The sequence below is a fragment of the Deinococcus multiflagellatus genome, assembly GCF_020166415.1.
GTDB classification, from domain to species: Bacteria; Deinococcota; Deinococci; order Deinococcales; family Deinococcaceae; genus Deinococcus; species Deinococcus multiflagellatus.
On record NZ_JAIQXV010000006.1, the window covers coordinates 62,811 to 76,763 of the forward strand.

Sequence of the window (13,953 nt, forward strand, 5' to 3'; positions counted from 1 at the left end):
GGCCCCCGCTAGAATCGTGGGCATCAACGCGTCCACCGGAGTCCTGATCATGCCCTGCCTTCCTCTGCTGTTGCCTGCCCTGGCCCCCCTGCGGCGTGCCCCCAGCCCTGCTTCCCCGAGCGGGACAGACCGCCTTTGCTGGCCGGTACCTCCCACCCTGGCTGGCATCGCCCAGGCCGCTCATCTGCACGGCGGCGCCCGGTGAAGCGCCTGGTGATCGCCGCGCCGCATTCCGGCAGCGGCAAGACGACGGTGGCGGCGCTGCTGTGCCTCGCGCTGCGGGCGCGCGGGCTGCGGGTGCAGCCCTTCAAACTGGGCCCGGATTACCTGGACCCCACCCACCTGACCCGCGCCGCCGCCCAGGCGACCCGCACCCTCGATTCGTTTCTGCTGGGCCCAGGGCGCACCCGCGAGCTGTTTGCCCGCGCGGCCCAGGGCGCCGACCTCAGCGTTCTGGAGGGCGTGATGGGCCTGTACGACGGCCGGGACCCCACCAGCGACGAGCATTCCACCGCCGAACTCGCCGCGCTGCTGGGCGCCCCGGTGGTGCTGGTCATTGACGCGGCCGGGATGGCCCGCACGGTGGCGGCCGTGGCGGCAGGCCTGCGTGACTTTCGCCGCGACCTGCGCGTGGCCGGCGTGATTCTGAACCGGGTAGGGGGCCCTGGGCACGCGGCATTGTGCGAGGCGGCGCTGGCAGGGGTGGGGCTGCCGGTCCTGGGCTTCGTGACCCAGACCGAGGCCCTGCATCTGCCCTCGCGGCATCTGGGGCTGCTGAGCGCCGAGCAGGCTTCCTGGGACGAGGGGGCCGCGCTGGAGGCGGCCCGCTTCCTGCGGCTGGAGGCGCTGCTGGCCGCGGCAGAGGCCCCAGCGCTCCCGGTACCCGCTGCGCCCCCGGCCCCGGCCCCGCGCGTGCGCCTGGCCTACGCGCTGGACGAGGCTTTTCACTTCTATTACCCCGACGCCCTGGACGAACTGCGCCTGGCCGGCGCGGACCTGGTGCCGTTTAGCCCCCTGCGGGACGCGGGGCTGCCCCCCGGGGTGGGCGGGCTGCTGCTGGGCGGCGGCTACCCCGAGGCGCACGCGGCGGCGCTCAGCGCCAACCGGTCCATGCGTGAGGCGGTGCGGGCCTTCGCGGCCTCTGGCCGCCCAGTGGTGGGCGAATGTGGCGGCCTGATGTACCTGGGCGAGACCCTGGAGCACGGCTCTGGGATCCGCTTCGAGATGTGCGGCGTGGTGCCCTACCGCACGCGCATGACGCCGGGCCTCACCCTGGGGTATCACGAGGCCACCACCCTGGCGCCGTCTGTGCTGGCCCCGGCAGGCGCCGTGCTGCGCGGCCACGAATTTCACCACTCGGTGCTGACGCACGCGCCCACCCAGCCGGCCTACCGCTGGACGGGTGGGGACGGGCAGCCCGTGACCGAGGGGTACGCCGCCGGAAACGTGCTGGCCAGTTACCTGCACCTGCATCTGGCGGCCGAGCCCGCCCTGGCCCGGCGACTGGTGGGCGCGTGCGCCGGCGGGCACGCCGCCCCGGCTGCGCTGGAGAACCGCTCGTGACGCTGGTGTTCGTGACGGGCGGCGCCCGTAGTGGCAAAAGCACCTTTGCTGAACGCCGCGCGGCGGCCAGTGGCCAGCCCGTGACCTATCTGGCGACCGCCCAGGCCTTCGACACCGAGATGGCCGCGCGCATTGTCCGCCACCGGGAGGACCGCCCCGCCCCCTGGGCCACCGTGGAGGAGCCGCTGGCCGTACCCGGGGCGCTGGCGGCGGCCCTGACCCCAGTGGTGCTGCTCGACTGCCTGAGCCTCTGGGTCAGCAACCTGATGCTGGCCGACTGGTCCGACGAGGCGGTGCTGGGCGCCGCCGACGCCCTGCTGGCCACAGCGGCGGCGCGCGGCGGTCTGACTGTCCTGGTCACGAACGAGGTGGGCTTCGGCATCGTGCCGGACAACGCCCTGGCACGGCGCTACCGCGATCTGCTGGGCTGGGTCAACCAGCGCGCCGCGGCTGCCAGTGACGAGGCGTGGTTGCTGGTGAGCGGGCGGCCGCTGCGGTTGTAAGCAGAGGGCTCTAGCTCGGCGCGGCGGCGTGGGGAAAGGCGTACAGGTGCCCGCTGCGCAGCGCTGTGTCCAGGAGGGCGCCAGCGGGGGGGCGCTGCGCCAGCGGCTGCGGAGCGCGGCCCGGCGTGACCAGCGCCAGTGGCGCGCGCAGCAGGCCGTCGGGCGTCACCTGCAGGTGACCGCGCGCGCCCTGGAACGACGCACCGCTGAGGGCCGCCACCAGCCCCAGCGGCGACAGGGCCGGCAGGGCGGCCGACGCCTGGGCCAGCCAGCGGCCCACATCCTGGCCCAGGGCGGCGGCGGGGTGCAGGCCCTGCGCGGTCTGGGCGCGCACCTGCTCGGCGCCGTGGCCCAGGCTGTCCACACTCAGGCTCAGGCCCAAACGCTGCGCGGCCCGGCGCACCAGGGCTGCATGCATCTGCGCTGAATCCTGCAGGTGCAGGTGGCGGGCGCCGCTCTCCCGCGCCGCGCGCAGCTGGGTGCCCAGGGCCTGCGGGCCTGCGGCAGGGTCAAGCACCGCGCTGCCCACCAGCTTTCCGCCGCGCGCCAGCCCCTGGCTGAAGGCAAAGGGCAGGTCGTAGCCGCTGTCCAGCGGCGAGATCAGCAAAAAAGTGGGCTGGGCGCGGCGGGCCAGTTCGGCGCCCATCAGCCACTCGGCTTCCCAGGCGTGCAGGCTGGCCCCCAGCAGGCCCGCGCGCGCCGGGCGGCGGGTGGGCGCCGCGCCGGGGCCCGCCGCAATCACCGGCAGGCCGGGCGGCAGGGCCTCGCCCAGCAGTTCGGGCACGCCGTCGCCCAGGGTGATCAGGGCGTCGGGGGCGCCGGCCAGGGCCTGGGCCGCCGCCCGGCGCAGCTGGGCCGGACCCGGCCCACTGCGCGTGACCTGCAGCCCGGCCCCAGCGGCCTGCAGCGGCCCCTGAAGCCCGGCCAGAAAGGCCGCCGTAAAGCCCGGCAGGCTCTCGTGCGCGGGCAGCAGCACGGCGAGGCGCAGCGGGCGCGGCCCCGGCAGGGCGGCGCGGGCCGGGCCCAGCAGGGCCGGCAGCACAGCCGCCGCTTTCAGCAGGCTGCGGCGCGAGGGGAGCGGGCTCACGAAGGCCCCGTGGGGCTGGCGGCCCGGCGCGAACCCAAGCGCGGCATGGGGCGGCAGGCTCGGAGGCCGGACGAAGACATACACATAAAAACCTCCGCTTAGGGGCGCTGCGGAAAGATGCCCTGCAGCGCGATGATGAACGTGACCGCCAGATAGGGCGGCAGGTTGTTGTGCGGCTGACTGCCGCCGGCCGCGCCCACGCTCTGGGCGCCCAGGGTCACGGTGGGGGTGCCGGGGCCGTACGCGTTGTAGTTCACGCTGCGGGCCAGGGCGCGGTCGGTGGGCACGGCGCTGGTGCCAGGAACGTCAAAAGCGCCCACTGTGTGGGTGTGCGCTGGCAGCTCGCTGCCCACCAGGGTCACGCTGGCGGCGCCACCCTGCTCGCCAGGGTACCGGGGGGTGAGGCCGGGGCCGGCCCCTGGGCCCATGGGACTGGCCGCCTGCAGGTTGGGCAGCGCAAAGGTGGTGCGGCCATTGCCGCCGTAGGTCGTGCCCAGCAGCGAAAACAGCGCCGTATTCTGCGAAATGGTCAGCAGCTGTCCGTTGCACAGCGCCCAGCCGCGCGGCGGAAAGTTGCCGGCAAACATCTGAATCTCTCCAATAAACGGTTCCATGTGGGCCTCGTGGCGGTGTGGAGAAAGGGCAGAGGCGTGCGGGGGGCGCGCGGCATGCCCTTCGGCTGGGCCGCGCGCTGCGCCTCTAGTTCCGGGGTGGGTAGATGCCCTGCAGGGCGATGATGAAATTCACGCACAGGTACGGCGAGAGGTTCTCGTGGGGCTGGCCGCCGCCACTGGGCCCCAGGGAAGGCGCGGCCAGCGTCTTGGGCCGCCGCCCCGTGCCCACATACAGTTCGCCGCTCTCGGGCTGCGCGAGGTACGCCCCGGCACTCACGACGCCCCCCTGGACAGCCGTGAGGGTGCTGGCCTGCAGCGGGTGCGCGTGCGCCGGCATTTGCGCGGCGGTGAGGGTCACGGTTTCGGTGCCGGTCAGCTGCCCCAGGGCCATGGGCGTTCCGCCCGGCATGGTGCCCATGTGGACCGGCAGGCGCCCGCGCAGGTCTGGCAGGGCGAAGGTGCTCTGGCCGTCGCCGCCGTAGATGGTGCCGATCAGGGTAAACAGGGCGTCGTTCTCTGAAATGGGCAGCAGTTGCCCCTGGCACAGCGCCCAGCCCAGCGGCGCAAAATTGCCTCCAAACATCCGAATTTCACCCAGGTATGGGGTCACGTCTGGGCCTCCTGGCTCAGTTCATGGAGGGGTAGATCCCCACCAGCGCAATCACGAAGTTCAGGGTCGAGAGGGGCGGCAGGTTGTTGTGGGCCTGCCCACCCCCGGCACTGCTCACCGAGGTATTCGCCAGGGCGCTCAGGGGAGTGGAGGCGGCGGCGTACATGGGCGCGCTCGCCAGCAGGCTGCTGTCGGGGAGGCTGGTGCTGCCAGCGGCGCTGCTGGCGACCAGGGCGTGGCTGTGGGCCGGCATTTCGCCCAGGCTTAAGGTGTGGGCGGTCTCGCCGCCCTGCTGGCCGATGTTCAGGGTCAGGCCGCCCTGGGCGCCCCAGTGCATGGGCACGCGCCCGCGCAGGTCTGGCAGGGCGAAATTGGTCTGCCCGTTGCCGCCGTAGGTGGTGCCCAGAATAGAAAACAGCGCCTGATTCTGGTTGATGGGCAGCAGTTGCCCGTCGCAGGTGGCCCAGCCGCGCGGCGCGAAAGGCAGGGCGCAGATCTGAATGGTGCCGATATACGGTTCGTCCATGGGGGGCCTCCGGGGCTCAGGGGGTGGGCGTCTCGCAGGTGCCGCCCGTGGGGGCGCCGTCCACGGTAATGCCCACCGTGGCGGGGTTGGCGCTGGCCAGGAAGCTCTGGGCATTGCCGCCGGAGAAGCCCTGAAGCTGCAGGGTGTTGGCGTTCACTTTCCAGACGTACAGCCCTTCAATGCCGCTCACACTGCGCAGGGTGTTGCTGCTCACGCTGGCGCACAGTTGCGCGCTGCTGGCGGCGCCGTCGCCGCTTTGCAGCAGCGCGCCTTCCAGGGCAGAGGTGACGGTCGTGTTCGTCTGGTTGCCCGTCAAGGTGACGTGCAGGCGTGAGCCGTTGTCGCGGGCGAGAAAGCGCAGCCCTTGGCTGGCAAAGTTGTTCACCGTGTTGTTCACGGCGCTTACCCGCAGGGTGCCCGTGCCCGCCACGATGCTGGAGATGCCGATGGAACTGCCGCCGTTCACCGGCTGCAGGGTGACACTGTTGCCACTCAGCAGCAGTTCGTCGGTCTGGGCGGCGGTGTGCGTGGTGTTGACACTGAACCCACTCGCCACAGAGGTCGTGTTGTTCACGGTGTTGTTGTTCAGAACGGTCCGCGAGGCACTGCCCGCCGCGTGGTCCACCCGCACGGCCGCCAGCCCATTGTTGGCGAAGGTGCTGTTGCGCACCGTGAGCACAGCGCGCCCGGTTTCGGTGTTCTGTGTCACCACCTCCACGCCCTCGGCGCCGTTGTTCTGCACGTTCAGGCGGTCCAGGGTGGCGGTCAGGGTCTGGTTCTGCGGCACGATGCGCAGGCCCTCGGCGGCGGCCCCCTGCAGCGTGCCCCCAGAGCCGGCCGCGCCGCTGCCCGTGACGCTCAGGGTGCCGCCCACGCCGGTCAGCAGGCTGCCGGTGCCCGGCGAGGCGCTGGAATTGAGCGCCGTGATGGTCGCGTTCAGGGTGCCGCCCGTGAGGTTCAGGGCCGGGCCCGCGCTGGCGCCCACGGTGCCGGCGGTCAGGGTGAAGGTGCCCAGGCCGCTGCTCAGGATGCCGCCCGCTGTGCCGCTCACGCTCTGGGCCTGCACCGTAACCGTGCTGCCGGTGCTCAGGTTCAGGGCGGGGCCCGCCGTGGCCGTCAGGGTGCCCGCGTTCAGCTCCAGGGTGCCCAGGTTGCTGCCGGTCACGGCGCTGCTGGTGCCGCTGATGTTCAGGCCGCGCACCACGTTGTTCTGGGCCAGCGTGACCCCGGCGCCCGCGCTGTTGCCAATGACGGCGGGTTGCGCGCCCGCCGCGATGTAGGTGACGCCCCCCACGGTCAGGGCCGCGCCCTCGCCGATCAGGGTCTGGTTGTTCTTCAGGCCCAGGCCACTGTTCTGCCCGCTGCTGGTGCCGGTGCCGCGCGCCACGTACAGCACGTCCCCCACCGCCGAAGCCGTCTGCGCCGCCGCCAGGGTGTTGAACGGCGTGCCCTGGCGCCCGTCCCCGTTCGCGCCGCTGTTGTTCACGAACCACACCCGGCCCGCCACGTTGACATCCGCAGTGGTGTCGGTGCTGCTGCAGCCCTGGTTGTCGGCCACGCGGTAGATCAGCTGGTCGGTCACGGCGGGCTGGCCGTCGCCCACCTTGGACGTGAAGGTAAAGTCCCCGGCCGCGCCCACCGCTGCCGTGCCGCCCCGGCGGGTGGAGTTGCCACTAAAGCTCAGGGCCGCGCCGCCGTAGGTGCTGTAGGCGCCCGCCAACCCGCCCCCCGCCGGCACACTCAGGCGCGTGTTGCCGGGCACGGTGTAGGCCAGGGCCACGTTCTTCAGGGCAATGTTTCCGCCAATCTTGGCGAGGCGCGCCGCGTTGCCCGCCGTGGTGGCCGAGCCGATGAACTGCGTGGTGCCGGTGTTGAGCGTGCTGCCGCACAGGGTCATGACGGGCGTGCCTGCGCCCAGGGCGGCGGCGCGCGCAGCGGCGTCGCTGGCCGCGCCCTGCTCTTCCACGCTCTCGGTCACGCGGGTGCGGCTGTCGTCCATCACGGCAAAATTCATGTTGAAGCGGAAGGGATCGTCGGCGGAGTTGGCCTGCAGCGGTAGTTTCATGGCAATGGTCACCACGCCGTCGTACTGCCCGGCGGCGGGGTTGGCGGGCAGCAGCCGGCTGTTCGTCACCGTCTTGCGCCGCACCACAAAACCGTAGGGAAACAGGCGGGTGACGCCAGCGGGCGCCGCCGCCACCTCGTCTTCAGCGAACACCTGCAGGTCCTCGCTGCCCAGCTTGGGCTGCACCCGGTCCAGGCCGCTGGTGCGGTCCAGGGTCATGGCGTGGGTGGGCAGGATGCTCTGGGCAATGGCCGGACTGGCGGCGCTGCCGTCAAAACGCTGCAGGTTGCTGATGGCGGTTTCGCCGATGGTGCCGGCGGTACTGGCGGCCACCAGGGTCAGGTTCTGGCGCGCCGCGCCGTAGGCCACGCCCCCCGAAGTGGCGTTGCGCACCCGGAAGGAGGCGTACAGGTAGCGCACGCCGCCCGCGCCGCGCTGCCCCACCGTGAACGAGCCGTTGGCGAGCGGTTCAAGCTGAATGCCGCCGATATCGGTCAGACCCTGGGCAACCGGCTCGGCCTTGAAGCCTGCGGGGTCGTTCAGGCCGGAAAAAGCGATTTCGATCTGGCCCAGGGGGGTGAGCTGCGGGGCGGGTGCGGGCGTGCCCGGCGCCGGCACGCTGGGGGCCGGCTGGCTGGCCCCGGGAACCGGGTCTGGTCCGCTGGCCTGCGGGGGGGTGGGCTGGGGGGCGCAACTGCCCAGCAGCAGGGCGCCCAGGAACAGGTGAACGTGACGCATGGGTCCTCCGCTTAGGGGCATGAGTTAACGAGGTAGGTGGCGCCGGCCGCGCCCGCCAGATCAGCCACGCGCACCTGGCACACGCGGCGCGACGGCAGACTGGCCTGCGCGGCGTAGGCGCTGCCGGGCAAGATGTTGACGGCACTGGCGCCGGCGGCAACGCCCCGGGCCACCACCTGGCTGTCGGGCAGGACCTGTTCTTCCGGGCTCTGCGTGACGCGGGTGGTGGGGTCTTCGACCACCAGAAAGGTCATCTTGAAGGCCCAGGGATCGCGCTGGCTGCCCTGCGTGGGTGTCTGGGCGTTGTCATTGGCCTGCAGCGGCACCCGCACGCTGATGGCCACGCGGCCGTCGTACTGCCCGGCGGCCGGGTTGGCGGCCAGGGTGCGCCCGCCCGCCGGGGTGCGCACCACGTAGCCGTAGGGAAAGACCGTGGTCACGCCCAGGTCGCTGTAGGCCGCCGCCGGCACGCCCCCGCGCGTGAGGTTGCCCGGCACCACCTCGCTTTCCAGAAAGACCTGCAGGTCCTCGCCGCCGCTGACCGGCGACACGCGGTCGCTGGCGGGCTGGTAGTCCAGCGCGTGGGTGGGCAGCACCGTGCGGGCCACCGCCGTGGGTACCGGGGCGCCGCTGAAGGTGGTCATGCCGCGCAGGGCGGTGCTGTCCACATTGCCCGCCACGGCGGCGGCCAGCAGCGTCAGGTTGCTGCGGGCGCTGGGCGCGGGCGTGCCGTCGGAAGCGGCGTTGCGCACCCGGTAGGTGGCCGTGATGTAGCGCGTGCCGCCGCTGCCGCGCACCCCCACGTCGGTCACGCTGACACTGAGGGGCGACAGGTCCAGGCCCGCGCTGTTCTCCTTGAGGGCCAGGGGCCGCACCTGAGACGAGGCCTGCGTGCTGCCCAGGCCATCGAAACTGATTTCCACCAGCCCCACAGGGGCCAGCGGGGTGGGGGCCGGCGCGGGCGCCGGGGCGCAGCCCACCAGAAGGGCCAGGGCCAGCACCCCGGCCGCCTTACCAGTCATGGCCGCCCTGCGCCGGGTCCTGGCCCAGCAGCCCCCCCACACTCCCCGGCAGCACCGGCACCGAAATCGCCAGGGTCACGGCGCGCCACTGGCCCAGCGCCTGCACCTGCGGGGGCCTATAGGGCGGTGCCCCGGCCTTCGAGGACGCTGGAAGCACAGGTTTAGAATCTTGGGTCATTGCTCATTGTAGACACAGTTTGCATTCCAAATGTAAGCGCCCTGCCCCAGAAGAGGGGGCAGGGCGCTGGGGGTTGCTGGGTGATGGTGGATGGAAAAAACGACCGACTGGCCAGGATGAGAGCGGTTGACCAAAGACCCCCCTCAGCCCTGGCGGCGCGAGGCCCGCACTGCTGAGCAACTCTGCCAGCGGCCTCCTCTGGGCGCCACGCCAACCACGGTCTGTCGCGGTCACTCGCTCTGCTCCGCAGCTTTGCAAGTCCGCTCGCTCCAGATGACCTGAAGGGTTCACCTCCAGGTCATCTGGTTGCCGCTGTGCGGGGCCCACGAGGGGAGGGGTCAAGCGCCAACAGCATCTTGATGGCGACGGCTCTGGGCTTTGGCCAGAGGGGAAACGGCCGGGTTCAGTCGCCCGGGGTCAGGGCAGGGGTGACCGGCACGGGCGGGGCCAGGCGGCGGCGCTCGAACTGCCAGAAGACGCTGGGCACCACGTAGAAGGTGAGGAGCGTGGAGGTGATCACCCCGCCCAGAATCACGATCCCCAGGCCCCGGCGGAACTCGGCGCCCTCGCCCTGGCCCAGAATCAGCGGCACGCTGATCACCAGCACTGTCAGAGTGGTCATGATAATCGGGCGAAAGCGCAGCTCGGCGGCTTCAATCAGCGCCTCGCGCAGGGGCAGGGTGCGCACCCGCTCGGTCACGAATTCCAGGTACAGAATGGAGTTCTTGGTGGACAGGCCCAGCAGGATCACCATGCCCAGCACCGTGATCACGTCCAGGTTCACGCCAAAGAAGTTCAGGGTCCACAGCGCGCCCACAATGGCAATGGGCACCGGCAGCAGCAGGTACACCGGGTACCGGAACGAGTTGAACTGGCTGCCCAGCACCAGATAGGTCAGCAGCACGGCCACCAGCATCAGAATGGGGCCGTAGAACACGAGGTCCCCGGTCAGGCCCGCGCTGCCAAAGGCGCTGGCGTTACCCAGCGTCACGCCGCCCGAGAGCAGACCGGCCTTTTCCACGCGCTTCACCAGTTCCTGCTGGTAGGCGAAGGGATTGGGCCCGCCGTCCACGAGGTTGATATCCAGGGTCGCGGTGTAGGCCTTATTTAAGCGGCTGAGGGTGGCCGGGGCCTGCGCCAGCGCGAAGCCGCCCAGTTCGCCCAGCGTCAGGTTGGCGCCCAGGGCCTGCGAGTACAGGGTCTGGCTCAGCAGGCTCTGCTCGCCGCTGATCAGCGCGGGGTCCAGCCGCACCACGATGTCCACGCTGCGGTCGCCGTCGCGCACCCGCCCGGCCACCGAGCCGTCGTTGTAGGTGCGCAGGGCCTGGGCCACGTCGCTGGCGCTCAGGCCGGTGCCGCTCAGGCGCGTGGGGTCCGGCACAAAGGTGCGCTCCTGGCGGGTGGCGCTAAGGCTGCTTTCCACCGTGCGCAGGTTGGGGTCCTGCGAGAGCAGGCGCACCACCTCGCGGTTGCGCTGCACCAGCAGGGCCTGGTTCGGCGCAGTGAGCGCCAGGGTGATGTCGGCGCTGCCCCCCGGGCCGCCCTGCTGCGAGGCCACCAGCACCTCGGTGCCCGGCACGCTGGCGGCCACCCGCTGCAGGTCGCGCAGGTAGCGCGCCACCAGGGTTTCAATGCCGGGACGCTCACTCTTGGGAATCAGGGTGACGGTCAGGCTGGCGGCGTTGGGGTTGTTGCCCCCGGTCAGGCTGCCGGCGCCCACGCTGGTCTGCACAAGGCGCACTTCAGGGCGGGCCAGCAGGTTTTCTTCCACCTGCCGGGTAAGGCGGTTGGTGGTTTGCAGGTCGGTGCCGGTGGGCAGGTCCAGGTCCACGGTCAGGGAACCGCTGTCGGTCTGGGGGGTAAAGGCAAAGCCCACGCCGCGCAGGGCCAGCCCCGCACTCAGCAGAAAGAGCCCGGCCACCGCCATGACCGCCCAGGGCCGCCGCAGGGCGCCGCCCAGGCTGCGGGCGTAGGCGCGCGCCGTGGCCTGCACGCCCCGGTTGGTGAGCCCGTGCAGGGTGCCGGTCAGGGCTTCGAGCACGGCGTACAGCACGGTCAGCAGGTAACGGACCACGGCCAGGCCCAGCGGGGCCAGCAGCACAGCCAGGCCCAGGGCGACGGGCAGGGCCAGCCCCGCCGCCCGCAGCCCAGCAGTCAGCGCCGCGCCAGCCAGGGCCAGCCCCAGCCAGCCGGGCAGGGTGCGCACGCCCGCGAGGCTCTGGCGCAGCAGCAGCGGAAAGCGACCCAGAATGCCGGGCACCTCGCGCCACGTCACCGGCTCGGGGTTCTGGGTGTAGGCCATGCGCACGGTGAGAAACAGCAGGCTTTCCAGCCACGACAGCGCGATGGCCGCTGCAATGCCCAGCCCAAACTGGCTGAAGAACTGACCCAGGATGCCCGGCATGAAGCTCAGGGGCAGCAGCACCGCCAGCAGCGAGAAGCTGGCCGCCGTGACCGCCGAGAAGACCTCTGAGCCGCCCAGCAGCACGCTGCGCACCGGGCTGTAGCCCAGGTCGCGGTAGCGCTGCACGTTCTCGGCCACCACAATCGAGTCGTCCACCACGATGCCGATGGCCACGATGATCGCCAGCAGCGAGATGATGTTGAAGGTAAAGCCCAGCAGGCTAAAGAGCAGCGGCGCCGCGCTGATGGAGATGGGAATGGCCAGCACCACCGCAAACACGGTGTTCAGGCGGCCCAGGAACAGCAGGCAGATCACGCCCACCGCCCCCACGGCGATCAGGAATTCCTTGAAGGTGTCTTTCACCGTGGCGCGGGTTTCGCGGGTGGTGTCGCTGGCCAGGGTCAGGGCGTATCCCTTGGGCAGCGGCTGGGCTTCCATCGCCGCGCGCACCCGGTCGGTTACCGCCACCGAGTTCGTGCCGCTGCCCTTGCGCACGCTGAGCAACACCGCTGGCTGGCCGTTCACCCGGGCCAGCGAGGTGGGCTCGGCCGCCGTGTCGCGCACCCGGGCCACGTCCCCCACCTGCACGCCGCTGTCCAGGGGAATGCGCGCCACCTCGGCCGCGCTGCGCGGGGTGTTGCGGGTGGAAAACTGCGTCTGGGTGCCGCCCTGGGCCACCGCCCCGGCGGGCAGGTCCAGCGCGCTGGCGCTGATCGCCCCGGTCACCCGCGCCGGGGTCAGGTTGTACGCCTGCAGCCGCGCCGGGTCCAGCAGCACCTGCACCTGCCGCTCCGGGCCGCCGGTCAGTGAAACGTCGGCCACGCCGTCAATGCGCTCCAGGCGCGGCACCAGCACGTCCTCGGCCAGGGCGGTCACCTGGGCCGGGGGCGCGCTGCCGCCCAGCAGGGCCAGGGTCAGAATGGGCGTGTCGTTGGGGTCGAACTTCTGCACCACCGGGGCTTCCGAGCCGTCCGGCAGCGCCGCGCGAATGGCCGCTACCGCCTGCGAGACGCTGTTGGCCGCGCTGTCAATGTCGGTGTCGTCGGTAAAGGTGATCACCACCGCCGACTGGTTGGTGACCGAGGTGGTGTTGATGTCCACCACGCCCGCCAGGGTGCTCACCGCGTCTTCAATGCGGCGGCTGACCTCGCGGTCCACCTGGTCGGGGTTGGCGCCGGGGTAGGCGGTGCTGACTGCCAGTACCGGCACCTCGAAGTTGGGCAGCAGTTCCACCCCCAGCCGGAAGGTGGCCACCAGCCCCGCCAGCACCAGCATCACGAAAATGCCGATGGAAAACACGTAGTTGCGCACGCTGAAGCGCACCAGCGGGTGCACCGCCGGTTCGGGCGTGCCGTCGGGCAGCTGCCCGGGGGGCGCGTTGAATTCAGCCGGGTCGTGGGTGCTCATGGCTGGGCTCCGCCGCGCGCCGCCGTGACCCGGGCGCCGTCCTGCAGGCTGGCGGGCAGCGGCGAGATCACGGCCTGCCCGGCGTCCAGCCCCTGCACGGCCACCTGGGCGCCGCTTTCGGCCACCACGGTCACCGGGGTGCGCTGGGCCACGCCGGCGGCGGCCACGTACACCACGTTCTGCCCGTCTTCGGCCTGCACAGCGCTGCTGGGCACCAGCACGCCCTGGCCCAGCGTGACCCGGTAGCGCGCTTGGGCGGTGGCGCCCACCGGCAGGGCGTCTCCACCCTGCACCCGCGCCGTGACCGGCACGAGGCGGTTGCTGCCGGCAATGCCCGGGGTTTCCACCACGGTCGCCACGTAGTTCTGCCCGCCGTAGCCCAGGTTCAGGGCCGTGCCGGGGCGCAGGGTGGCGGCGTCATCGGCGGGCACGCTGAACTGCGCGCGCAGGCTGCCGGGGTCCACCAGCCGGAACACGGGCGAACCCTGCGCCACGAACTCGCCGACCTCGGTGCTGAGGCTGGCCACCGTGCCGGCAAAGGGCGCGCGAACCGCCGTGCGGGCCAGGTTTTGTTCGGCCTGCTGCACGCCGGTGCGGGCCTGTTCCACCTGCACGCGCGCCAGCGGCACGCTGCCCTGGGCGCTCTGGCCGTTCTGCGCGAGGTTGGTCCGCGCCTGGGCCAGCCCGCTTTCGGCCTGGGCCAACTGCGAGCGCGCCGCCTGCAGCTCGGCCTGACTGATCCCGCCTAGGCCAAACAGGCGCTCGGCACTCTGGGCGTTGCTGCGGGCCTGGGCCAGCGTGGCCTCGGCCGCCTGCACCGAGGCGCGCAGGGCGGTGGCCGAGCCCTGGGTGGTGCGCTGGGTCTGGGCGAGGCTCAGCTGCGCCTGTTCCAGTTGCAGCCGGGCGTTGTCCAGGGCCTGCCGCTGTGGCAGGTCGTCCAGCTGCACCACCACCTCGCCGGCCTGCACCCGCTCGCCTTCCTGGGCCAGCACGGCCTTCACGGCGCCGCCCGCCTGCGCGGCCACCTGACTGTCGCGCTGGGCCTGCAAGGTGGCCGCCGCGCTGCGCTGCGCGCTGAGGGTGCCGGCTTTGGCGGTGACGGTGGTCACCTGCAGGGCGGTGGTCTTGGCAGGCGGGGCGTCAATGTTGTTCTCGGCCTTGGTGCCGCCCGGGGCCGCGCAGGCCGCCAGCAGCAGCGGCAGCGTCAGCGTCAGGGCGAAGGAGCGGGCGCACACC

The 13,953-nt window shown here is 71.9% G+C and carries 11 protein-coding genes; 2 read left to right on the plus strand and 9 right to left on the minus strand.

Annotated elements, in window-relative coordinates; all coding sequences use genetic code 11:
• Positions 1-201: 201 nt before the first annotated feature.
• The gene (locus K7W41_RS09705; RefSeq protein WP_224607410.1) at positions 202-1,563 is read left to right on the plus strand and encodes a cobyrinate a,c-diamide synthase; all 1,362 of its coding nucleotides are present in this window, start codon (positions 202-204) and stop codon (positions 1,561-1,563) included.
• Positions 1,560-2,066 (plus strand): bifunctional adenosylcobinamide kinase/adenosylcobinamide-phosphate guanylyltransferase, encoded by a 507-nt coding sequence (gene cobU, locus K7W41_RS09710; protein ID WP_224607412.1) that lies wholly within the window; start codon positions 1,560-1,562, stop codon positions 2,064-2,066. The genes K7W41_RS09705 and cobU overlap by 4 nt, the downstream gene beginning before the upstream one ends.
• 10 nt (positions 2,067-2,076) lie before the next feature.
• On the opposite strand, the gene K7W41_RS09715 is transcribed toward cobU, so the two are convergent.
• The 9 genes from K7W41_RS09715 to K7W41_RS09755 all read right to left on the minus strand — a co-directional run bounded on the left by K7W41_RS09715 (position 2,077) and on the right by K7W41_RS09755 (position 13,952).
• Positions 2,077-3,153, minus strand: coding sequence for a hypothetical protein (locus K7W41_RS09715; protein WP_224607415.1), 1,077 nt, complete (start codon positions 3,151-3,153; stop codon positions 2,077-2,079).
• Between the two features lie 98 nt (positions 3,154-3,251).
• The gene (locus tag K7W41_RS09720) at positions 3,252-3,767 is read right to left on the minus strand and encodes a phage tail protein (RefSeq protein WP_224607418.1); all 516 of its coding nucleotides are present in this window, start codon (positions 3,765-3,767) and stop codon (positions 3,252-3,254) included.
• Positions 3,768-3,852: 85 nt separating this feature from the next.
• On the minus strand, positions 3,853-4,377 hold the full coding sequence (locus K7W41_RS09725) for a phage tail protein (protein WP_224607421.1): 525 nt from the start codon (positions 4,375-4,377) through the stop codon (positions 3,853-3,855).
• A gap of 16 nt (positions 4,378-4,393) precedes the next feature.
• Positions 4,394-4,903, minus strand: a complete 510-nt coding sequence (locus tag K7W41_RS09730; protein ID WP_224607423.1) for a phage tail protein — start codon at positions 4,901-4,903, stop codon at positions 4,394-4,396.
• A 16-nt stretch (positions 4,904-4,919) separates the two neighbouring features.
• Positions 4,920-7,706 (minus strand): beta strand repeat-containing protein, encoded by a 2,787-nt coding sequence (locus tag K7W41_RS09735; RefSeq protein ID WP_224607425.1) that lies wholly within the window; start codon positions 7,704-7,706, stop codon positions 4,920-4,922.
• An 11-nt stretch (positions 7,707-7,717) separates the two neighbouring features.
• Positions 7,718-8,728, minus strand: a complete 1,011-nt coding sequence (locus K7W41_RS09740; protein WP_224607427.1) for a hypothetical protein — start codon at positions 8,726-8,728, stop codon at positions 7,718-7,720.
• Positions 8,718-8,906 (minus strand): hypothetical protein, encoded by a 189-nt coding sequence (locus K7W41_RS09745; RefSeq protein ID WP_224607429.1) that lies wholly within the window; start codon positions 8,904-8,906, stop codon positions 8,718-8,720. The genes K7W41_RS09740 and K7W41_RS09745 overlap by 11 nt, the downstream gene beginning before the upstream one ends.
• Positions 8,907-9,309: 403 nt before the next feature.
• Positions 9,310-12,717, minus strand: a complete 3,408-nt coding sequence (locus tag K7W41_RS09750; protein WP_224607431.1) for an efflux RND transporter permease subunit — start codon at positions 12,715-12,717, stop codon at positions 9,310-9,312.
• Complete coding sequence (locus K7W41_RS09755) at positions 12,714-13,952, minus strand: efflux RND transporter periplasmic adaptor subunit (RefSeq protein ID WP_224607432.1); 1,239 nt, start codon at positions 13,950-13,952, stop codon at positions 12,714-12,716. The genes K7W41_RS09750 and K7W41_RS09755 overlap by 4 nt, the downstream gene beginning before the upstream one ends.
• Position 13,953: the final 1 nt, after the last annotated feature.

Coding starts and splice junctions, on each gene's coding strand:
- K7W41_RS09720 (WP_224607418.1), bottom strand. CDS start 3,767: ATGGAACCGTTTATTGGAGAGATTCAGATGTTTGCCGGCAACTTTCCG.
- K7W41_RS09750 (WP_224607431.1), bottom strand. CDS start 12,717: ATGAGCACCCACGACCCGGCTGAATTCAACGCGCCCCCCGGGCAGCTG.
- K7W41_RS09745 (WP_224607429.1), bottom strand. CDS start 8,906: ATGACCCAAGATTCTAAACCTGTGCTTCCAGCGTCCTCGAAGGCCGGG.
- K7W41_RS09730 (WP_224607423.1), bottom strand. CDS start 4,903: ATGGACGAACCGTATATCGGCACCATTCAGATCTGCGCCCTGCCTTTC.
- K7W41_RS09740 (WP_224607427.1), bottom strand. CDS start 8,728: ATGACTGGTAAGGCGGCCGGGGTGCTGGCCCTGGCCCTTCTGGTGGGC.
- K7W41_RS09735 (WP_224607425.1), bottom strand. CDS start 7,706: ATGCGTCACGTTCACCTGTTCCTGGGCGCCCTGCTGCTGGGCAGTTGC.